Source organism: Natrinema sp. CRL1 (genome assembly GCF_059162405.1).
The window spans coordinates 405,589-426,256 of the sequence record NZ_JBLVOY010000004.1 but is presented as its reverse complement, the minus strand read 5'-3'; the positions used below and the strand labels follow the sequence as shown (position 1 = coordinate 426,256).

Annotated in this window: 20 protein-coding genes; 8 read left to right on the top strand and 12 right to left on the bottom strand. The window is 66.3% G+C overall.

What is annotated here, in order from left to right:
* Positions 1–3: 3 nt before the first annotated feature.
* Positions 4–1,134 (bottom strand): ORC1-type DNA replication protein, encoded by a 1,131-nt coding sequence (locus ACJYUO_RS16235; protein WP_494346384.1) that lies wholly within the window; start codon positions 1,132–1,134, stop codon positions 4–6.
* A 131-nt stretch (positions 1,135–1,265) separates the two neighbouring features.
* Between ACJYUO_RS16235 and ACJYUO_RS16230 the strand changes: the two genes are divergently transcribed.
* Positions 1,266–1,589, top strand: coding sequence for a hypothetical protein (locus tag ACJYUO_RS16230; protein ID WP_494346383.1), 324 nt, complete (start codon positions 1,266–1,268; stop codon positions 1,587–1,589).
* Positions 1,590–1,619: 30 nt separating this feature from the next.
* Here the strand turns inward: ACJYUO_RS16230 and ACJYUO_RS16225 are convergent, their stop codons facing one another.
* The 3 genes from ACJYUO_RS16225 to ACJYUO_RS16215 all read right to left on the bottom strand — a co-directional run bounded on the left by ACJYUO_RS16225 (position 1,620) and on the right by ACJYUO_RS16215 (position 4,944).
* Positions 1,620–1,787, bottom strand: a complete 168-nt coding sequence (locus tag ACJYUO_RS16225; protein WP_494346382.1) for a DUF1059 domain-containing protein — start codon at positions 1,785–1,787, stop codon at positions 1,620–1,622.
* Between the two features lie 98 nt (positions 1,788–1,885).
* Positions 1,886–3,940, bottom strand: coding sequence for a MutS-related protein (locus ACJYUO_RS16220; RefSeq protein ID WP_494346479.1), 2,055 nt, complete (start codon positions 3,938–3,940; stop codon positions 1,886–1,888).
* A 170-nt stretch (positions 3,941–4,110) separates the two neighbouring features.
* Entirely contained in the window at positions 4,111–4,944 is an 834-nt protein-coding gene (locus ACJYUO_RS16215) for an aldo/keto reductase (RefSeq protein ID WP_494346381.1), read from the bottom strand.
* 323 nt (positions 4,945–5,267) lie between these two features.
* Here ACJYUO_RS16215 and ACJYUO_RS16210 point away from each other — a divergent pair, with 323 nt between their 5' ends.
* Positions 5,268–6,227, top strand: coding sequence for a DUF368 domain-containing protein (locus tag ACJYUO_RS16210; RefSeq protein ID WP_494346380.1), 960 nt, complete (start codon positions 5,268–5,270; stop codon positions 6,225–6,227).
* An 87-nt stretch (positions 6,228–6,314) separates the two neighbouring features.
* Positions 6,315–6,509 (top strand): hypothetical protein, encoded by a 195-nt coding sequence (locus ACJYUO_RS16205; RefSeq protein WP_494346379.1) that lies wholly within the window; start codon positions 6,315–6,317, stop codon positions 6,507–6,509.
* A gap of 135 nt (positions 6,510–6,644) precedes the next feature.
* Here ACJYUO_RS16205 and ACJYUO_RS16200 read toward each other — a convergent pair whose 3' ends face one another.
* Complete coding sequence (locus ACJYUO_RS16200; protein ID WP_494346378.1) at positions 6,645–7,634, bottom strand: aldo/keto reductase; 990 nt, start codon at positions 7,632–7,634, stop codon at positions 6,645–6,647.
* Between the two features lie 187 nt (positions 7,635–7,821).
* Here ACJYUO_RS16200 and ACJYUO_RS16195 point away from each other — a divergent pair, with 187 nt between their 5' ends.
* Complete coding sequence (locus tag ACJYUO_RS16195) at positions 7,822–8,151, top strand: DUF5789 family protein (RefSeq protein ID WP_494346377.1); 330 nt, start codon at positions 7,822–7,824, stop codon at positions 8,149–8,151.
* A gap of 305 nt (positions 8,152–8,456) precedes the next feature.
* On the opposite strand, the gene ACJYUO_RS16190 is transcribed toward ACJYUO_RS16195, so the two are convergent.
* Positions 8,457–8,675, bottom strand: coding sequence for a hypothetical protein (locus tag ACJYUO_RS16190; protein ID WP_494346376.1), 219 nt, complete (start codon positions 8,673–8,675; stop codon positions 8,457–8,459).
* 305 nt (positions 8,676–8,980) lie between these two features.
* Here ACJYUO_RS16190 and ACJYUO_RS16185 point away from each other — a divergent pair, with 305 nt between their 5' ends.
* Positions 8,981–10,027 (top strand): glutamate--cysteine ligase, encoded by a 1,047-nt coding sequence (locus ACJYUO_RS16185; protein ID WP_494346375.1) that lies wholly within the window; start codon positions 8,981–8,983, stop codon positions 10,025–10,027.
* On the opposite strand, the gene ACJYUO_RS16180 is transcribed toward ACJYUO_RS16185, so the two are convergent.
* On the bottom strand, positions 10,024–10,593 hold the full coding sequence (locus ACJYUO_RS16180) for a DUF6789 family protein (protein WP_494346374.1): 570 nt from the start codon (positions 10,591–10,593) through the stop codon (positions 10,024–10,026). The genes ACJYUO_RS16185 and ACJYUO_RS16180 overlap by 4 nt on opposite strands.
* A gap of 158 nt (positions 10,594–10,751) precedes the next feature.
* Between ACJYUO_RS16180 and ACJYUO_RS16175 the strand changes: the two genes are divergently transcribed.
* The 3 genes from ACJYUO_RS16175 (at position 10,752) to ACJYUO_RS16165 (ending at position 13,256) form a co-directional block, all read left to right on the top strand.
* Positions 10,752–11,726, top strand: coding sequence for a Gfo/Idh/MocA family protein (locus ACJYUO_RS16175; protein WP_494346373.1), 975 nt, complete (start codon positions 10,752–10,754; stop codon positions 11,724–11,726).
* A 77-nt stretch (positions 11,727–11,803) separates the two neighbouring features.
* Entirely contained in the window at positions 11,804–12,670 is an 867-nt protein-coding gene (larE, locus tag ACJYUO_RS16170) for an ATP-dependent sacrificial sulfur transferase LarE (RefSeq protein ID WP_494346372.1), read from the top strand.
* A gap of 229 nt (positions 12,671–12,899) precedes the next feature.
* Positions 12,900–13,256, top strand: a complete 357-nt coding sequence (locus ACJYUO_RS16165) for a hypothetical protein (RefSeq protein ID WP_494346371.1) — start codon at positions 12,900–12,902, stop codon at positions 13,254–13,256.
* A 59-nt stretch (positions 13,257–13,315) separates the two neighbouring features.
* On the opposite strand, the gene ACJYUO_RS16160 is transcribed toward ACJYUO_RS16165, so the two are convergent.
* The 5 genes from ACJYUO_RS16160 to tatC all read right to left on the bottom strand — a co-directional run bounded on the left by ACJYUO_RS16160 (position 13,316) and on the right by tatC (position 20,656).
* Complete coding sequence (locus ACJYUO_RS16160) at positions 13,316–13,600, bottom strand: amphi-Trp domain-containing protein (RefSeq protein WP_494346370.1); 285 nt, start codon at positions 13,598–13,600, stop codon at positions 13,316–13,318.
* An 81-nt stretch (positions 13,601–13,681) separates the two neighbouring features.
* Positions 13,682–15,451, bottom strand: a complete 1,770-nt coding sequence (locus tag ACJYUO_RS16155; RefSeq protein ID WP_494346369.1) for a nitrite/sulfite reductase — start codon at positions 15,449–15,451, stop codon at positions 13,682–13,684.
* Positions 15,452–15,854: 403 nt separating this feature from the next.
* Positions 15,855–17,204: an MFS transporter gene (locus ACJYUO_RS16150; protein ID WP_494346368.1), complete on the bottom strand. Its 1,350-nt coding sequence runs from the start codon at positions 17,202–17,204 to the stop codon at positions 15,855–15,857.
* Positions 17,205–17,210: 6 nt separating this feature from the next.
* Positions 17,211–19,334: an assimilatory nitrate reductase NasA gene (gene nasA, locus ACJYUO_RS16145; protein WP_494346367.1), complete on the bottom strand. Its 2,124-nt coding sequence runs from the start codon at positions 19,332–19,334 to the stop codon at positions 17,211–17,213.
* 326 nt (positions 19,335–19,660) lie between these two features.
* Positions 19,661–20,656, bottom strand: coding sequence for a twin-arginine translocase subunit TatC (gene tatC / locus ACJYUO_RS16140; RefSeq protein WP_494346366.1), 996 nt, complete (start codon positions 20,654–20,656; stop codon positions 19,661–19,663).
* Positions 20,657–20,668: the final 12 nt, after the last annotated feature.

The following is a 20,668-nucleotide window of genomic DNA, read 5'->3' as shown; positions in this document are numbered from 1 at the left end:
CGCTCACTCGAGGCGGTCCAATACCGCCTCTTTCTCGTAGGACAGCGAGAGCGACCGCGAGCGACCGCGGCCGTCGACATCGGCGTAGTCGGCGTCGATCAGCCCGAGCTGGTCGAGTTTGTTGACGATCTCGGAGTAGCGGGTGTAGCCCAAGTCGGTCCGGTCGTGGAAGACCTCGTAGACCTCGCCGGCCTGCTCGCCGTCGCGGTCGGCGATCACTTCGAGCAGCGCCTGTTCGGTGTCGGTCAGTCCCGAGAGGCTCCGCGAGAGGTTGATGTACTTGGACTTCTCGTAGGCCGTCTCGACGTCTTCCCGTTCGACGGTGCGGCTGGCTCGCATCTCGGCGTTGAGCCCCGCACGGCGCAGCAGGTCGATCCCGACCCGCAGGTCGCCGCTCTCGGCGGTCAGCTCCGCGACGTACTCGAGGGTTTCCCGGCCGATGACGCCCTCGTGGAAGCCGCGTGTCACTCGCTCCTCGAGGATGTCGACGATCTCGGGCTGGTCGTAGACGGGGAAGTAGACGTCCTCGGGGCGGAAGACGCTCTGGACACGGGAGTCGAGTTCGTCGATGACGTCGAGTGCGGGATCGGAAGAGACGACGACGACGCCGATCTTCGCGCCGGGGTGCTCCTCGTGGGCGCGCAACAGTGAGTACAGCGTATCGGAGGCCTCGTTCTCGTAGAAGAGGTAGTTGATGTCGTCCAAGGCGACGACCAGTACTTTGTCCTCCTCGACGAGTTTCTCGGCGATCTGGCCGAACAACTTCTTGAAGGAAATCCCCGACGAGGGCGGCTCGTAGTCGAAGGTGCCCTCGAACAGCCGCGAGAACACGGAGTAGCGGGTCGCGTTGACCTGACAATTGACTCTGATCGTCCGGACCTCGCTCGTCTGGGCCCCCACCTCGTCGAACAGTTTCTGGATCGCCGTCGTCTTGCCGGTCCCGGGCGGCCCCCGAACCACGACGTTTAACGGTCGCGACCCCCGCACCGCCGGGCGCAGGGCGTAGGTCAGGCCCTGGGTCTGGCCCTCGCGGTGCTTGAACGTCTCGGGGACGTAGTCGATTTCGAAGACGTGCTCGTCTCTGAACACGGATTCGTCCCACGACAACATCCCCTCCTCGGGGTCGTCTGCCATCACTTTCACCCTGCTTCCGCAGCGTCTTAATGCTTCGGTGGGTCGATCCCGCGCCCGGCCCGAACGTCACAAGTTAGTGTTCCACACAGTCACAAACATTAATATTCATTATATCCATTTAGCGCCTAGCGATGACGCCACCGGAGCCAGCAGACGCGATTCCCGACTTCCTGCTCGAGCAGTTCGACGAGCTCTCCCCGGAGACACTGCAGGGGATTGCCGACTACGCTCGGGAGGAGACGTACGTCAAACCCGACGAGATGCCGGACTCGATGTCGACGGCCTTGGCGTTACAGGACGACGAGACGGTCGCGGCGATCGCCGACTACGCCGACGCGCTCGCCGAGTTCCTCGCGGAACGAGATGCCGACTCGCTCCGCGATATCACCGGCGACCCGGACGACGAGGAAGAGAAGTGGGGCCACAAGCGGATACTCGAGTGGCACGGCGGATAACTCGACCGGAGAGTCAGAAAACGCGACGGATCAGGCGGCCTCGATCCGCTCGAGCCACCGGTCGAGATCCGCCGGTGCGATTCGAGAGCGGTGTGCGACGCGGGCGTGGGCCCTCGCGAGCCGCGCCGCCTCGTGATCGACGTCACAGCGCAACTCGAAGGAACAGCGGTCCCTGGGACACTCGAACTGGTATGGCATGAGATAGCACATGGTCCGCGCAGTCGTAGCCGTTCTACTTGCATACCCCAGTCCCGGATGGCGACTCCCGCGACGAAAAACGGAGCCGAGCCTCGGCGCTACTCGAATTTCTCGAGCAGCCGATCGTAGAAGACCGGTTCCGGCTCGCCGCCGTCCGGCGCGCCGCCGTTTGCCGCCACCCGGTCGTCTCGAGCCTCGTCGGCCAACTTCTCGACGATCAGCTCCGGCGTCGACCGCGCGAGGTGATCCTTGACCGGCGAGCGGTTCACCTCGAGTTCCCCGTCGACCAGCCCGACGGCTTCGATCCCGTCGACGGTCACGTCGAACCCGGCCATTTCGCGGATCTCGTCGGCCAAGTGAGAGACGAACACAGCCGTCGCGCCGTTCTCCGAAAGTGCTTCCAAGATTCCGGCGATGATCTTCGCCGACGCGCCGGGTTCGGTGATGCTCTCGAGTTCGTCGACCAACACGAGCGAGCCCTCGCCGCCCTCGGCGAGGTCCGCGAACTCCCGGACGGTGGATTCGAAAGCCCCCGCGTCGAGGGTCCCCTGCGTCTTCGCGTGGTAGTGCAGATCGTCGAACCGCCGCAGCCGAACGCCCTCGGCGGGCACCGGCAGCCCCATGTGCGCCAAAATCACCACGCTCGCGACCAGATCCAGCGTGGAGGTCTTCCCGCCGCTGTTGACCCCCGACAGCAAGGCGACGCCGGAAACCTCGTAGTCGACGGGGTCGATTCGCTGGAGCGGTTCGTCGAGCAGCGGCGATCGGCCGCCCTCGATCGCGAAGCCGACGGCGTCACCGGCGTTCCTTTCCTCGTCCGGCGTGACGAACTCGGGCATCGTACAGTCGTACTCCCGGGCGAACCGGGCGATCGCGAGTTCGACGTCCAATTCGAGGGCGTCGCGGACGAGCTGGCGGGCCCCCTCGCGTTGGTCGGCGAGGTCGGCCGCGAGTTCGCGCTTGAGCCGGCCAGCACGGCGCTCCTTGGCCGCCGTCAGTTCGTCCCGCAGGCGGCCGACGACGTCCTCGTCGCGCTCGACCGGAAACGTCGGCTCGTCGCTGAACGCGCGGCGGGCGATTTCGGCCTCGCCCTGCTCGAGGGCGAGCGCCTCGACGAGGTGATCGCGGGCGGCCTCGACGGCCGCGGCGTACTCGTCCGCGAGTTCGCGGGACAGCAGGGAGTCGACGCCGGCCCCGCGCTCGACCAGCGAGAGCAGGTCCGAGCCCTCGATCGTCACGTCCTGTTCGCGGATCGCCTCCCGCAGGTGATCGTTGGCGACGCTCTCGGCCGCGCCCGCCGCTGCGTCGAGGTCGTCGACGGCCGTCGACAGCCGGTCGAGTTCGTCGTCGCCCGCGACGGTGCCGTCCTCGTCGAGCCGCGAGAGCCCGTCCTCGAGCGCGGCGAGATCACAGGGCGCGTCGAGACCCGCTTCCCGGTGGACCTCGATGGCCGCCTGCAAGCGGTCCCGATTCCGCGCGAAGAAGGCGAGCGGGCGTTCCGGAACGACCTCGGCCGGCGTCTCGAGCGCGTCGGGCCGGACCTGGACGTCGCCCTCGAGAGTGACGCCGGCGAAGGACTCATCGAGGGCAATCACGGTCGCGTAGCCCCGCGCGAGTTCGGCCAGCCCCTGCGCGTCCTCGACGATCTCGACGGAAAGTTCCGGAACCGCCTCCCGGGCCTCGGAGTAGCGCTCGGCGTCGGTCGTCGCCAGACAGCGCTCGCGGACTCGCACGTCGCCCGGCTCCCGCAGGGGTTCGACCCCCTCGAGTGCCGCGAGCACGGCCGGCTCCGGCTCGCGCTCGAGAGCGTCGGCGGCGAACGCTTGCACTTCCTCGATGCGCGAGCGCCGGGGGCTCGGATAGATCGTCTCGAGTCGCTGGGCCGCGTAGTCGGTCACGGTCCGCTCCTCGAGCCGTCCGAGGAGTTCGCGGTAGACCTCGCGGGCGCGGTCGGTCGCGAGGAAGCCGCCGGGATCGTCGTGCTCGAGCCGGATCGCACCGCGTGCGATGCGGGCCGCCCGCCCCTGCGAAATGCCCGGCGCGGCCGCGATCGCTTCCACGTCGCCCGCCCGGAGCGCGCGCTCGGGATCGTCGAGTGCGGACAGCGCTCGGGCCGTCTTTTCGCCGACGCCCGGAATCGACTCGAGGTCCATGTTCTCGACCGGCGTATCAAACCGGAGCGAGAAAAAGTTCCCGCCCAACGCGCTCGTCCATGGTATCACGGCACACGGGCCTCGGGACGTTCGATGGAGGACCGAAACCGTCGCGTAAGCGGTGAATCGCTGTCGAAATAGAAGGGCAAGGACCGACGGAACGGCCGCCGTCAGGACGGAATGCCGTAGGTGTCGTCGTCGAGATCGATCATGTAGACGTTGTCCATCCGGCCGATGTCGTCGATGCGGGCGATGTCATCGGCGTCAAGGTCCCACCCGAAGAGGTCGATGTTCTGTTCGAGATGCGATGCCGACGTCGACTTCGGCAACACGACGACGCCCTTCTGGACCGCCCACTTCAGGGCGACCTGTGCCGGCGTCTTCTCGTAACTCTCGGCGATGTCGTTTAACACCGGATCGTCGAAGAGTTCGGTTCGGGCCAGCGGCGCGGCAGCCTCGACGACGATGTCGTGTTCGTTGCAGTACTCGAGTAACTCCTCGCGGTAGTACCACGGGTGGAGCTCGATCTGGTTGACCGCGATGGGTACGTCGGCCACCTTCCGGGCGAACATGAGCTGATACTCGCTGAAGTTGCTGACGCCGACGTTTCGGATCAGCCCCTCCTCGTAGGCACGCTCGAGGGCATGGAACGTCTCCCGCAGCGAGATGGCGGGGTTCGGCCAGTGGATGAGATACAGGTCCAGATAGTCGGTGCCGAGCTTCTCGAGTGACGCCTCCAAAGACTCGAGGACATCGTCGTAATGCAGGTTCGACGGGAGCACTTTCGACGTGAGAAAGAGGTCCTCGCGGTCGTGCTCGGCGAGGACCTCGCCGATTTCGGCCTCGTTCTTGTACCCTTCCGCCGTATCGACGTGGGTGTAGCCGAGGTCGAGCGCGGTTCGGACCGACTCTTTGACGGCGTCGCCGCCAACGTCCCACGTGCCGGCACCGACGACCGGAATCTCGTCACCGCTCGGGAGCGATCGAGTTGGTACTGTGTCCATAGAAACCAGCTACACGTTTCCTATCGGCGTGCAAAACAGTTCCGCCCCCGGGGAATATCGGGGCTTTACCGCCTGTAGGACTACTGCGAAGAACGGTGCGTCGCCGTCACCCTCGTTTCGCGACAGCACCGGCTGAATCGGGCCGGTACCGACGTTTACGGGCGGCGACGGCACGCGCTGACGCGGTTGTCGCACTTTTATACGGCCACACGTCGCCCCATCGAGCATGCAGCCGACACGGCGGCCCGACCGCTCGGACTCGAGACGGCGGATCCGAACGCAAGCGAGCCGACAGTCGAGGCGGAACCCGCGGGCACTGACACATGGCGCATGAGCGAACCGACATCGTCGCCGACCGCGTCGAACTGCTCCGGGCCTACGGCTACGGGCTCTGTATGGGCGCAGCGGACGCGCTGCCCGGCGTCTCCGGCGGGACCGTCGCGCTCCTGCTCGGCTTCTACGGGCGGCTGATCGCCGCCGTCACCGCGCTCACGCCCCGTCGGGGGATTGCTGTTCTCCGGGGGTATCACCCCGATCGGCGGTCACGAGCCCGGGAAGCACTGCTCGAGATGGATCTGCAGTTTCTGGTACCGCTGGGGGTCGGGATGGTCACTGCGGTCGTCCTCATTGCCGACATCGTCTCGTCGCTCGCCGAGTCCCATCCGGTCGCGATATTCGGCTTCTTCACCGGGCTGATCGCCGCCTCGGCGATCGCGCTCGGGCGGAGCCTCGAGGTCTCCTCGCCGGCGCACCTCGGCGCTGGAGCCGCGGGCGCGACGCTCGCGTTGCTGGTCGCCGCCGACATCGTCCAACTGCCCGGCGGCGGGCCGGTCGTGATCGTCGCCGCCGGCGCGATCGCGATTAGCGCGATGATCCTGCCGGGCATCTCCGGCTCCCTGATCCTGATCTTGCTCGGCCAGTACGTCTTCCTCTCGAGCGAGCTGAGCGCGTTCGTCCGCGCCGGGGCGGACCTGCTCGGCGGCGGCTCGCTCGCGGCGGTCACCGACCCGGGAACGACCGTGGCGCTGTTCGTCGCCGGCGGCGTCGTCGGCCTCGTCACCATCGCCCGCGTCGTGCGCGCCGCGCTGGCCCGCCACCGCGGCGTGACCCTCGTCTTTCTGGTGAGTCTGATCGCCGGCTCCGTTCCCGCGCCGTTGCACAACATCGGCGAGACCCACGCGTGGACGACGGAAACGATGGCGCTGACGGCCGCGTGGGCCGCGGTCGGGGCGATCGTCCTGTTCGCGCTCGAGTACCTCGTCGGCGGGTTCGATCCGGAGTAACCGGGCCGGGATCACGGCTCCCTCGGATAGACTCGCGCTTGCGACCGCCGGGACCAGCGCTATTTCGTCATATCACGTAGCACGAATATGCCAGTCACAGCTCTCCTCGGGAGGAAACCGACCCGATCACCGCCAATCTGTGCGGTCGTGGTTGCGGCAAAACGGGAGTTCGACCGCGGCAACTGGGGTCGGGCGCTCGTTGTGCTCGGCCTCGTCGTCCTCGCGCGGATGGCGCCGATCATCGATCCGACGGCACGACGAGTCGCCGCTGCAACGCGGTGACCCACTGTCGATCGAACGGTCGCCGCAGACGCAAGCGATGCAACGACCGAAAATCGGCGTGTTCATCGGGTACGCACGGCCTCGAGCCGTCTCGACCGACCGACGCAGCGGCTGTCACGGGGGTTGCGAACGGCGCTACCAGCGATGGTGGACGTGGTCGAACACGTGCTCTTCGTAGACGTCTCGGACCGCGCCGTGGACCTGATTCGAGAGCGGATCTAGATCGGAAACGGCGGCGTTGCTCCGGACGTGGTCTGGCGAGGTCGTGCCCGGAATCACGGTCGAGACCGCCTCGTGGTCGAGGATCCACCGGAGGGTGAGTTCGGCCAGCGAGAGGTCCTCGGGGACGTGGGGCTCGAGCGCGTCGACGGCGTCGTGGCCCGTCTCGTAGGGGACGCCCGCGAAGGTTTCGCCGACGTCGAAGGCCTCGCCCTCGCGGTTGAAGTTGCGGTGGTCGTCCTCGGCGAACTCCTGGTCGCGCTCGAGTGCGCCGGTCAGCAGCCCCGAGGCGTACGGCACCCGGACGATCACGCCGATGTCGTTCCGTTTCGCCTGCTCGAAGAACAACTCGTTCGGGCGCTGGCGGAACGGGTTGAAGATGATCTGGACGGTCTCGACGACGTCGTACTCGATGGCCTTCAGGGCCTCCTCGACCGTTTCGACGCTCACGCCGGCGTGGGCGATCTTTTCCTCGGCTTTCAGTCGCTCGAGGGCCTCGAACGTCGACGGCTGGTAGTACGCGTCAGTGGGCGGACAGTGCAACTGGAGGAGATCGAGCGTCTCCTCGCCGAGAGTGTCGCGGCTCCGGTCGACGAACGAGGAGAGGTGATCGTAGTCATAGCGGTCGGCCTCGTGTGGATCGAGCCGGCGGCCGGCCTTCGTCGCGACGAACACGTCGTCGTGGGCCTCGCGCTCGTCGAGGACGTGGCCGATGTGGCGCTCGCTGCGGCCGTCGCCGTAGACGTCCGCAGTGTCGATGAAATCGATATCCGTGTCGATCGCCGCGCGGACGACATCGCGGCCGGTTTCGTCGTCAACGTCGCCCCAGTCGCCGCCGATGTTCCACGTCCCGAGGCCGACCTCTGAGACATCGCTACCGATCGAACCGAGTTGTCGAGAGTTCACGTGCGATCGTTCGTCCGGATCGGCCTATGGCTTGGCCTGTCGGCAACCCGTTCGACGCCCTCGCACGAGGGAGACGATGCGTCCTCAACGCCTCGCGGCACGCGACGAACCCGACAGAGCGATCACACCGCGCTGTCGTCGCCTGCAGGCTGTGGTACTTTCCCGCCTATCGAGATAGGAGCACCCGATGAGCAACATCGACGAGACCGCGGACGAAGGCCGATCGCTCGAGATCGGCGCGATCGGCGAATTGTTCGGCAACGTGACGTTCCCGACGACCACCGACGAGGTGCTCGCGGAGTTCGACGACGTCGAGATCACGTACCCGCGCCGGTCGGATTCCCTCGAGACGATCCTCGAAACCTCGGGTCACGAGACCTACGAGACGCGGGACGAACTCGAGTTGGCGATCCGAAACGGCGTCGGGCGGGACGCCGTGGGGCGGCCGCGGTACAGCGACCGCGGCGATAGCCCGCACAACGCCGACGAGCACGTGCGCAACCAGCAGTCGTTCTGAGCGGCCGATTTGCGACCGAGAGACACGACATGAGCACGACATCGACCACACCGCACGACGCGCTTGGCGAGGAGCCAGAGACGCGGCTCCCCCCGAGTTCAACGGCCTGATCGCCGACAAAGACGTTCAACAACCTCGTCCTGAACGACGAACTCCGGCCGCTGTACTACCGCGAGACCGCACTGAAACTCGAGGGCCTCGAGACGGAGCTATCGATCGTCAATTTACTGGAAACCGGCCAGACGGACCTGTAACGAGGAGCATAGGTCGGTGTGCGGAAAGTTCCCACAAAACGGGTCGGCCGCTCACTCTTCTGTCGGCTGGTGAGTTCCGAACACACACTCCAAGCCGAACATGACGAGAGCCATCGTGAGCGCCTGGACGAGGAGGAGTTCGCCCATCACGAACCCGATCGCAAGAACGCCGAGACCTGTTGTCGCGCCCAAAAAGACCGCATACGACCGCCGAGGGAGTCCCCGCAACCACGTATCGCTGCGGTCGTAGAGACGTTTCACGGAACCCATTTTCTCTCGATACGGATCGTTCCGATAAATTTGTTACGAGATGAACACGTCCCGCTGGATCGAACGGGTCCGTCTCAGGACTGGAGAGCGCACGCTCCCGTGGCCCGTTCACGCGCCGTTGGGACCGCAACGCGAGAAATACGGCAGGCGGCTGCAGGCACGGCCGCTTCGGGAAAACGCGTCCACCGTCGAGACAGCGAGACACGGAACTCGAGCAGACCGACCAACTCGAATCGCGTCTTCTGTGGAAGCGAGATCGACTGCCTGCATCGCCCGATTGGTCGCCCGACGGAAATCGTCCGACAATGAAAACGAGCATCGAAGTCGAGTACTGGGTCATCGATAGCGACGGCAACCTCGCCGAACCGGGGCCGCTCGCAGACGGGTCGGAACGACCCGAGCGGGACCGTGCCGAGCCACTGATAGCGGTGCAGACGCCGCCCTGCGAGTCGGCACCGGTGCTCCGAACCGCGCTCACCGACGAACTCGAGGCCGTTCTCTCGCAGGCGGCGGATCTGGACAAACGCCTCGTCCCACTGGCCACGCCGATCAACGACGGTGAGATCGCCCGCCATCCCGACGAACAGGACGGTATCCGGCGGCACCTCGACAGGAGCGCCGACCGCACGAGGAACTGTGCCGGCACGCGGATCCGCCTCGAGCGGCGGAACGTGGTCGACCAGCTCAACGCGCTCATTGCGCTCGAGCCGGCGCTGGCGCTCGTCACCTCCTCGCCGTACGACGGTGGCGAGCGAATCGCCAACGGAGCCCGCGCCTACCGTTGCCGGGAGCGGAGCGACGAGTCCGGCCCGAAACGCGGCCGACTCTGGCGCTACGTCGAGACCATCGAGGAGTGGGACCGCCGGCTCGAGCATCGCTCCGAGGCGTGCAGGGACGCGGTCTGGACGCCCGTGCGGCTGCGCGAGTCGACGCCGGCCGTCGAGTGGCGCTCGCCCGACGCCGCCCTGCCGAGCCAGCTCCTCCGACTGGCCGCCGACCTCGAGACAGTCATGGAACGGCTCGACCACGCCACCGTTCGGATCGACGGCGTGCTCACCGGGCTCAAGAACGAGCCGACCGCCCACCCCGGCCACGTCACGGACGAGGAAATCGCCTTCCCCGCGTTCGAAACCGTCTGTGACCTCACCGAGTCGGCGATCCGCGACGGCCTCGAGTCGGCGGCCGTCGCGGGCTACCTCGAGCGGATGGGCTTTCCCGTGGGCAACTACCACCCGATCGCGACGCGGATCGACGGGCGACAGTACGTGACGAACGCCGACGCCCGCGAGTTGCGACTCGAGTACGCGAGCCGGCTCGAGGCAGATATCGCGGAACTGAGCGAGGACGGTTAGTTGCCGTCGTCGTACTCGTACTCCCGTTCGGGATCCTCGACGCCCTCGGTCCGGGAGCCGATCCACGCGCCGAGCGAGAGCCCGTAGACGAGGTGACCGGCGTGAAAGAGCGCGAGTTCGTCCGCCTCGAGGCGGATGTCGAGCAGTTCGTGCAGCATGAACTGCGCGCCGAAAGCCGATAGGACCATTCCGTAGACCGAGCCCCAGACGAGCCCGCGCTGTTCGGGTTCGATCGATCGCCCGGCGTCGTACAGGGAGAACAGCGCTCCGAAGATCACGCCCGAACTGATCCCGTAGACGAGGTGCAAGGCGAGGCCGGCGACGGGGTGGTCGTCGGGGTCGCCGCCGGCGACGTACTGCGACCAGAAGTTCGCCGACGGCGGCAACGATCTGAGGATCGGCAGGCGAAAGGCGGTCATGATGAGCGTCGCGACGAAGCCGGCCTGCACCCCGCGGGCCACGGCGTCGGCAACGTGTTCTTCGCGCTGGTGGTCGTCGGCTTCGCTCGGCTGTCCCTCGGTGTCGGCGACCGAGCGCAGTCGTTGTAGGTGGTCTGATACAGCCATAGTAGTCGGGATGGCAGACGTACCACGGACGGCTCCTTAACCGTCCGGCGCGCTGTTTACTGCTCCCAGCCTCGCGGCCGACGGGTCGACTGGCGGAAACCGTCGCCGGTCGTGGGCGACTGCCTGAATATTTATACGAGTTCGCGAAACACGCTGGTATGGATTTCGGCATTCTCAGCGCGGCAGGCATCGCACAGAAGGCGTTCCTCCCGGGAATCGCGGCCAGCGACCACGACGTAACGGCCATCGCATCCCGTGACGAGGCCGACGCACGCACCGTCGCGGCGGAGTACGGGATCGAGGAAACCTACGGCGACTACCGCGACCTCATCGCGAACGCCGATATCGACGCGCTCTACGTCCCGCTGCCGAACTCGCTCCACGCGGAGTGGACGAAACGCGGGGCCGACGCCGGACTCGACATTCTCTGTGAGAAGCCGCTCGCGGTCGACGCCGCGGAAGCGCGCGACGTCGTCGACTACTGCGCGGAGCAGGGCGTGACCCTGATGGAGGCGTTCATGTACCAGTATCACCCCCGGACCGAACGCGCGTTCGCGCTGGCCCGCGACGAACTCGAGGACGTGCGCTCGGTGACGGCGACGTTCAAGTACCGGCTCGACCGCCCCGGGGACATCCGCCTCTCGCCCGACCTCGCCGGTGGGAGCCTGATGGACGTGGGCTGTTATGCGGTCTCGGTGGTTCGCCAGGTCCTCGGCGAGCCGGAGCAGGCGTACGCGACCGCGGCCGACACTCGGGACGCCGGCGTCGACACGGAACTGACCGGCGTCCTCGAGTACGCCGACGGCGTGACCGGCCGGATCTCGTCGGGCTTCGACACCGAAGGCGTCCAGCGCTATCGCATCGAGGCGACCAACGGCTGGATCGAGGTCCAGGATGCGTTCGACATCCCCGATGGTGAGTTGTCCCTCGAGTACCGGATCGACGGCCGCCACGGCGTCGAGACGTTTGCGCCGGTCGACCAGTTCCGCCTCGAGATCGAGCACTTCGCCGACTGCGTCGCCGCCGGCCGACCGCCGCGGACGGACGGCGACGAAGCGATCGCGAACATGCGAGTCATCGACGCGCTGTCGGAGAGCGCCGCGGAGGGGCAAGTCGTCGACATCAACGGTTGAAATCGCCACACGAGTCGTTGAAACACCGGCCCGACCGACGCAACGTCCTTTTGCCCGTTCGGTTCGAACGACGTGCCATGACAACGGTCGAGGCGAAACTCGAGGCCGCCCGCGAGGACCTCGCGGCTCGCGACGGGGTCGTCGTCGCCTTCTCCGGCGGGGTCGACTCGAGCGCCGTGGCCGCACTCGCCTACGACGCGCTCGGCGAGGACGCGGTCGCCTGTACTGCAAAGAGCGAGACCCTGCCCGCGGCCGAACTCGAGGACGCCCGCCGAGTCGCCGACGAGATCGGCATCCGCCACGAGATCGTCTCCTTCTCGGAACTCGAGAGCGACGACTTCGTCGCAAACGACGACGATCGCTGCTATCACTGCCGGACGATGCGACTCGGCGAGATGCTCGAGACCGCCCGGGACCTCGGTGTCGGAACCGTCTGCGACGGGACGAACGCCGACGATCCGGGCGCGGGTCACCGGCCCGGGCTACAGGCGGTCGAGGAACTCGACGTTCACTCGCCGCTGCTGGCCCACGACATCACGAAGGCGGAGGTTCGGGAGATCGCCGATCACTACGACCTTTCGGTCGCCGAGAAACCCTCGATGGCCTGTCTCTCCTCGCGGATCCCGACCGGGCTCGAGGTCACCAAAGAACGCCTAACTCGGGTCGAACAGGCAGAAGCGCTGCTGCGCCAGTGGGGGTTCGAGCAGTTCCGAGTTCGCGACCACGACGGTCTCGCCCGCATCGAGGTCGCGCCCGACGAACTCGAGCGAGCGCTGGAACTCGAGTTCGTCGAAACGGTCCGCGCCGAACTCTCGAACCTGGGCTTCGATCACGTCACGCTGGATCTCCACGGCTACCGAACGGGCAGCGTTAGCCCCGAGGCCGAAGACGAGGAGCCGGTCGTCGAAGACGTCTTCGCGACGGAATCCTCAAGTGACGACTGAGCCGCGGCCGACGAGGCGGCGTTCGGGCTCGAACCCGGGCAGGAACAGACCGCCACGACGAGGTCGAATTCGACGTTTATCCGAATAAAAACCCTTCCAGAACACATATATCCAGAATATAACCACTATTTGAGCAGAGAACCCCCCAATGTCGAAGTATCTGGACTATCGGTCGATAATATTGCTCGTTGCGATACGAACGTAGCACTCGGGTTGGTATCAGTGATTGATGGAAGCCGACGTGCCGCTCGAGTGGAACACGGAAGAGTGTCGGACCTACACCCCGGCCGACACCGACCGGGAAATGCAGTATCGGACGTACCTCCACGAATCAGGTGATCTGCGGCTGAAGGTCGCACCCGCCTCCCTCGACGACGAGGACCACCCCGGCTACGCGCTGACGGCGACGAGCTATCCGGGACTCGACCTCTCGGAAACGATTCGGGTCAGAACCGTCCTCACGTTCGAACGGTGCGAGCGGACCGCCCGCGAGTTTATGGATCTGTTCTCGGCCAGCTACGACGGCCCCGGCTCGCTCGAGGACGCGCTGGACTACGCCTACGATCGGACGCGCGAGCACCGCTAGCGGCGTCCGAAACCGGTCGCGGGCCGAGTAGACGCCTCGCGACGACGGCTCGACAGCGCTCACTCGATTTCTAACGCACCATCGCTCTCCCCGCCCTCGTCGGTTTCGTCCCATTCGAGTTCGAACTCGACGCTCAGTTCGCCGGGACCCTCGGCCGGTCCCTCGCGTTCGGCTTTAACCTCGAAGGTCGGCCGAGCCGGCGGCTCGAGGGTCACGGACTCGGAGCCGGCCGTAAGCGTGATCGCCTCGCCGGCCTCTAAGTTGTCCGCGACGCGGCGAAGCAACGATGCGATCTCCGCTCGGTCCCGGTCGCTCTCGGATTTGAAGAGTACGTCTTCGGGCATGCGAGATCGTACGGTCTACGTGTTGATAAATACGCGCCCGATAACTCGAGGCATCCCGCCTCCCGACGGACCGAAACCACGTCAGTCGTCGGAGGGTGCCACGGACTCCTCGCCGGTGGCGGCCGCCGCGGACTCGCTCTCCGCGAAGGGATACCACGACTGCTTGGCGTCGGCCATGTACGGCGCTTCGAAGTCGGTTTCCTCGGGTTCACAGAACTCGACGAGCTGTTCCTCGGCCGTCGCCTCGACCCACTGGCGGAACGTCTGTCCCTCCGACCGGTGGGCCGCGTAGGCCTCGAGCAGGTTCCGGATCGCGCCGGGAGCCTCGTCGGCGGGGACCCGTTGCTGGACCCAGTCGATGAAGGAGGGGTCCTCGCCGACGCCGCCGCCGACGCCGATGTCGAAGGCCTCGACCATCTCGTCGTTCTTGCGGGCGCGCATGCCCTGCAGGCCGATATCGGCGGTCATCGACTGTCCGCAGTCGGCCGTACAGCCGGAGTAGTGCATCTTGATCTTGCCGACATCGTCGGGCAGTTCGACGTTCGCGTTGAACCAGCGCAGCATGCGGGCCATCCGGCCTTTCGTCTCGGTCAGCGCGATCGAGCAGAATTCCGTTCCCGTACAGGCCATCGCGCCGCGTTCGAACGGGCTCGGTTCGGCAGGGTACTCGGAGAGCAGCGGTTCGGCGAGCAGATCGTCCAGATCGTCGTCGGCGACGTCGACGATGACGGGATTCTGGCGGCGAGTCAGGCGGACCTCGCCGGAACCGTACTCGTCGGCGTAGTCGGCGAGTTCGATGGCGTCTTCGGCCGGCAGGCGGCCGACGGGCACGCTCAGGCCGACGTAGTTTTGGCCGTCTTTCTGGTCGCCGACGCCGACGTGGTCGTGCTGGCCCGCTTCGACGGGACGACCGGCGTTGTAGGTGTACTCCTCGCGGAAGTCCTCGCCTTCGGTATGCATCTCGAAGTCGACGTATTCCTCTTGGAGCGTCTCGCGGATCTTTTCCATGCCCCAGTCCTCGGCGAAGAACCGGGCGCGGTTCTTCGAGCGGTTCTGGCGATTGCCGTAGTCGTGGTAGAGTTCGACGAACCCGCGGCCGACCTCGTAGGCGTTCTCGGGACGGACGAAGACGTCGAGCGGCGTCGCGGCGCGGGGCTGGCGACCACCCAATCCGCCGCCGATGCAGACGTTGAATCCACGGACTTCCTCGCCGTCGATTTCCTTGGTGGCCGGCTCGAACCCGATGTCGTTGAGCGAGTCCTGTGCACAACCGACCGTACAGCCCGACGCGCTGATGTTGAACTTCCGGGGCATGTTCGCGAGCGCGTCGTCCTTACGCAGGTCCTCCTCGAAGCGCTCGAGCAGCGGGCCGGCTTCGACGAACTCCTCGGCCTTGCCGTGGAGCGGACAGCCCGAGATATTGCGCATCGTGTCACCGCCCGCGGAGCGGGAGTGGACGCCGGCGGCCTCGAGTTTCTCCCAGATTTCAGGGACGTCCTCGAGTTTGAGCCAGTGGAGCTGGACCGACTGACGGGTCGTCAGGTCGATCCAGCCGTTGCCGAATTCGGGGTTTTCGACGGGACCCTTGGCGTAGTCGCGGGCGACCTCGCCGATCGTCCGCAGCTGGTCGGGCTCTAAGATGCCGCTGGCGTTGGTCAGCCGCATCATGAAATAGGATTCCTGTCCGGAACGCTGGTGGAACAGCCCCCAGAACTTGAACCGGGTGAACCACTTCTCGTGTTCGTCCTCGGGAATCGCCTCGTAGCCGCCGTTGTCCGCGAACTCGAAGATGTGTTCGCGGACCTCGTCGCCGTAACAGCCCTCCTTGAGCTCCTCTTTTTTATGCGCCATCGACACTCACCCCACCGACCGAACGATTGGCCTCGAATACGCAGATTCCCTCGCCAAACATGTCGTAATTCACGTTTCAGTAGCATGATCCCAGAACACATAACAGTAATCGTTTACAAAACTGCTTTTTTGACCCGATTCCGAGGCCGGGCGTGGTATCTCCAATGATATATTGACTGTATTAGGACGTATATCACGGCTAGGCGGGGAGTAGAATCGGAGATTACACACACGACTTGCGCGGCTAACCCCGGTTGGGGGTGAAATCGGATACCGATCTCGCTTCCAGCGCGTACATCGGTCCGCGGACGGTGCGAGAGTGCCGGTGTGACGGGTCACGCCGGCTCGCGACCGATCGAGAATTCGACGAACGGGCAAGAGACGCGTCGAAAAACAAACGGATTCAATCGTCGGTCGGGACCGCCGTGTCCGGGGTCGGCTCCACTCGAGTCCGATACAGCCCGCCGGAGAGGCCGATCGAGACGACCGCGAGGACGAGGAACACGACGTAGCCGTTGGCGTAGCCGGCGGGTCCCTGCAGGTCGACGAAGAGGCCGAGCACCGGCGGGATGACGAAGCCGCCAAACGCGCCGAGGCCGCCGACCAACCCGGACGCGCCGCCGACGGCCTCCGGGACGTACGTCGGAACGAGTCCGAACACCGCCGCGTTGGCGACGCCGATGCCGATTCCGAGCAGGACCGTCCCAGCGATCGCGAGCGGGACGGTTCGCGCTGTAATCAGCACGGCCGCGGCGACGCCGACGACGACGAAGCTCGCGATCGCGGTCCGCTCGCCGCCGAGCCGGTCGCTGACGACGCCGCCCGGAATGCGAACGAGCGCTGCGAGCAGGGTGAACGCGATCGCCGTGAGAGCCCCGGCACGTTGGACCGACAGGTCGTGAACGGCCGCCCAGTAGGACGGGAACCACGTCGTCAGCGCGAGAAAGCCGCCGAAGGAGGTGAAAAACAGCGCGACGAGGACCCACGTCCGCCAGATGCTGGCCGCCTCGCGGATCGAAGTCATCGCGTCGCCGCTGGGGAACAGTTCCTGGCCCCGCGTTTCGGCCCGCTGTTTCGCGGTGTCGGCTGCAAGGCCCTGTTTCCGGAGTTGGAAAAACGGCGCATCGACGGCGACGACCGCGTAGACGAGCGTTCCGCAGACGAGGAAGCCAAACCACGCCAGATACGCCCCGGTCAGGCCGAGTGCGGCAAGCGCGATAGGGACGACGAGCGTGAAAATTCCCGGCGAGCTGTTGCCCAGCCCCGCGTACACCGCGAGCATCGTCCCCTGTCGGTCCTCCGGGGACCAGTACGACGTCTGGGCGGCCCCGACCGAAAACGTCGCGATTCCACAGCCCGACAGCGAGCCGAACAGGAACACGAGCGGGTAGTGAGCCATGGTCAACCCATCGGTTCCGAGTGTGACGAGAATCGTCGATAAACCGGCCATTCCCACGACCGCACAGCCGAGCAAGACGAGAAACGGCTTCGCCGCGCCGACGTCTTCGACCCACGCGCCGAAGGGAATCCGGAGCAACGAACCGGTGAGTTGAGGCGCGGCGACCAGCAGTCCGAGCGCGAGGCCGGACAGTCCCATCGCTCCCTCGAGTTCGGTCGCGACGGGGCCATAGAGGACGACGCCGGCGAAGCCGACGAAGAATCCGAGCGTCGCGGAGGCGACGCCCTGCCGGGCGGTTCCCCGAATCTCGACCGAGGTGGTGCTCGGTGACTCGGAATCCGATCTCGCGGTCATGAGCTGTTAGGCGCTCGCTTCGGCGACCGATCTACCGTCCCGCTCCCGGAGCGACTCGAGGCGAACCGCACACTGCTTGAAGTTGGGCTCGTTCGAGCGCGGGTCGACATCGGGCAGCGTGAGATCGTTCACGTCGGGGTGGTGGATCGGCAGCCAGACGACGCCGTCGGGAATCGCCTCGTCGGTCTCGACGGCAACCGTGACCGACGCCCGACGGGAGACGACGCGAGCGAACCGCTCGTCGTCGCCGTCGTCGCGTTCGTCCGGCGGGACCTCGAGTTCGTCCGCGAAGGCGGCGGCCGTCGCCGGGCTGACCCGGGCCGTCGGCGGCTCGTCCTCGCGGGTCCGGACCCCGGTGTTGTAGGCGTCCGGGCGGCGCGCGGTCGTCAGCGTGAACGGGTAGGACTCGTCGGTCGGCTCGGGAAGCGGGCGGGCCTCGCCGGTCGAGAACCGCGCGCGACCCGACTGGGTCGGGAACGACCACGAGTCCTCCGTGGCGTCGCTCTCGCCGCCCTCGTAGTAGCGGTAGCCCGCCGACACGTCCGGCTCCGGTGCCGGCCAGCGGACTGCGCGCTCGGCCTCGAGGCGGTCGTAGCTGACTCCCGAGCAGTCGGCCGGCGTGCCGGCGGTCAGCCCGGCGAACTCGTCGAAGACCGCTTCGGGCTCCGGCCGGTCGTCGAACAGGTCGGGAACGAGACGATCGGCGAGTTGGCCGATCAGAGTGAGATCGGTTCGAACGCCGCCGGGTGTCTCCGTCGCGGCTCGAACCCGAGAGATCGTTCGTTCCATGTTGGTCGTCGTTCCCTCGGACTCGCCCCACGTTGCCGCGGGCAGGACGACATCGGCGTACTCGACCGTCTCGCTGCGGAACGCGTCCTGCACGACGAGAAACGAGTCCTCGAGTTTCTCACGGACGCGGGTCGCGTCGGGCATGCCCGCGACGGGGTTGGTCGCGACCGCGTAGACCGCGTCGACGTCGTCGCCGATCGCGTCGACGATGCCGACCGGTCCCGGTCCCGGATCGTCGGGGAACCGCGAGACCGGCACGTCCCACGTCTCGGCGACCTCGCGGCGGTGGTCCGGGTCGGCGAACGGGCGCTGGCCGGGCCAGGACCCCTTCGAGGAGCAGACGCGGGTCCCCATCGAGTTCGCCTGTCCGGTCAGCGAGAACGGCCCCGAACCGGGCCGGAGGTTGCCGGTCGCGAGACAGAGATCGATCAGCGCGCCCGCGGCCGCGGTCCCGTTGACGCTCTGGTTGATCCCCATCCCCCAGTAACAGAGGGTGCGGTCCGCGAGCGCGTCGGCGAGGCGGTCGACATCGTCCATCGAAACGCCCGCCATCTCGGCGGCTTCGGCCGCGTCGGGGAGTTCCGCGCGGAGGTCCTCGAAACCGACCGTCGCCTCGGCGACGAATTCCTCGTCGACGCGATCCGTCTCGACGACGCGGGCGAGGACGGCTCGAGCGAGCGCCAGATCGCCCCCCGGCTCGAGCGGGACGTGATGGTCGGCGACCTCAGCGGTCTCGCTGCGGACGGGATCGACGACGATGAGTTCGGAGTCGTCCGCGTCGGCGGACTGGCGGATCCAACGGAACATGACCGGGTGGGCGGCCGCCGGGTTCGCACCCCAGACGACGTGGCTCTCGGCCTCGGGGATGTCGTCGTAGGTCGGCGGCGGCGCGTCGCTGCCGAAGGCGTCGTAGTAGGCGGTGACGGCCGAAGCCATACACAGCGTCGTGTTGGCGTCGTAGTATCTGGTTCCGAACCCGCCGCGGGCGAGTTTCCCGAGCGCGTAGGCTGCTTCGTTCGTCTGCTGGCCGCTCCCCAGGACGGCCACGCTGTCGCCGCCCGACTCGAGTGCGTTCCCGAGTCCGCCCGCCGCACGCTGCAGGGCCGACTCCCACGTTGTCGGGACCAGTTCGCCGTCTTTCCGCTCGAGTGGCCGGGTCAGCCACTCGCCGCCCGGATCGGCGGTCTCGCTGACGCCGCGCTGGCACGCCAGTCCCTGATTGACCGGATGCGCGGCATCACCGCGGACGGTCTCGAGGCCGTATCCCCGTTCGGGGGCCTGCTGGACATGACCGCAGCCGACCGCACACCGCATACACGTGGTCGGGACGAGTTCGGTCACGGCTTCCACCCCGCCGTGTCGGCGCGAATGGAGATGTGTGATTTACAATCACGCCCATCGAAGCGATATTGGCTCAATACCATCCAAATGTTCACAGATTAGGAGAACATATGCACCTACTAAACGGTGATCGTTTACGAACTCTGTATCTTCACTCGAGGACAGACCGGAGTCCACAATATGCGAACGGATACATACAATATAAGGCCATCATATGACGGGTCAGTCGGGAGTCTGTCGAACGAATGTCCACGAATACGCGATCCCACACTAACGGATGGATACCAAGAGCATCGTATAGGAAAACGGACCGGACTCGAGTCGACTTACTCCCGCCCGACCCACTTGAGGACGAGCAGCGTCCCTTCGAACAGCAGGATCATCGTGACGGCGACGAGGATGGGGGCCATCATCGTCGGGTCGATGGTGAACATAAAGGACAGTCCCGCGAAGGCCGCCCAGAAGTAGAGCCGCTTCTGGGCCAGCCAGCGGCGGGTGGTCACGCCCATCATGATCGCCAACATCATGAACAGCGGAATCTGGAAGACGACCGCAAGAAAGCCCGTCAGCGTGATGATCAGGTTGAACGTCTCGCCGAGCGCGTACGCGATTTCCGCGCTCCCCTCGGCGTAGTACGTGAAGTACTCGAAGAGGATCGGGAGGACGAGGATGTAGGAAAATAGCATCCCGCCCGCCGCTAACACGACGCTCGTCGGGACGGCTGCGAGGTAGTACTTGCGCTCGTTCGGATACAGTCCCGGCCGCATGAACAGGTAACACTCGTAGACTAACACCGGCAGTGCGAACATGATCCCGAGTAGCGACGAGATCTTGATCCGTGTGAGCCACAGCTCGAGCGGGTGGTAAACGTGCGGCGGCGGGACCTCGCTGACGTCGTAGGGGAAGACGTTGAACCAGACGAATTCGATGGCCTGTGAGGCCCACAGGAGCCCGATCGCCGTCCCGCCGGCTCCGAACAGGAGGACAACCGCGAGCCGGAGGACCATCTCCTCGATGTGGTCGGCAAGCGGCATCTCCTCGTCGTCCGGCGGCGTCGAGATGCCGCCGATATCGTCGTCGCGCTCGGGGTAGGTCGGCTCGGGGTTGTGCCGGTCGCCGACGACGCCCTCGCCGTCCGTCTCGAGGCTGGGTTCGTCCGACTCGTCGTGATCGGCTGATCCGGCGTCCGCGGCGGGCTCGGCGTTGGAATCGGCATCGGCACCGGTACCGGACGTATCGGCGGCTGGCCGTCGCTCGTCAGGACTCCCCCCCGACTCTCGAGTGCCCTCCACGTCGCGGTCGTCCACCGGCTCGTCCGACATCTACGAGATAGT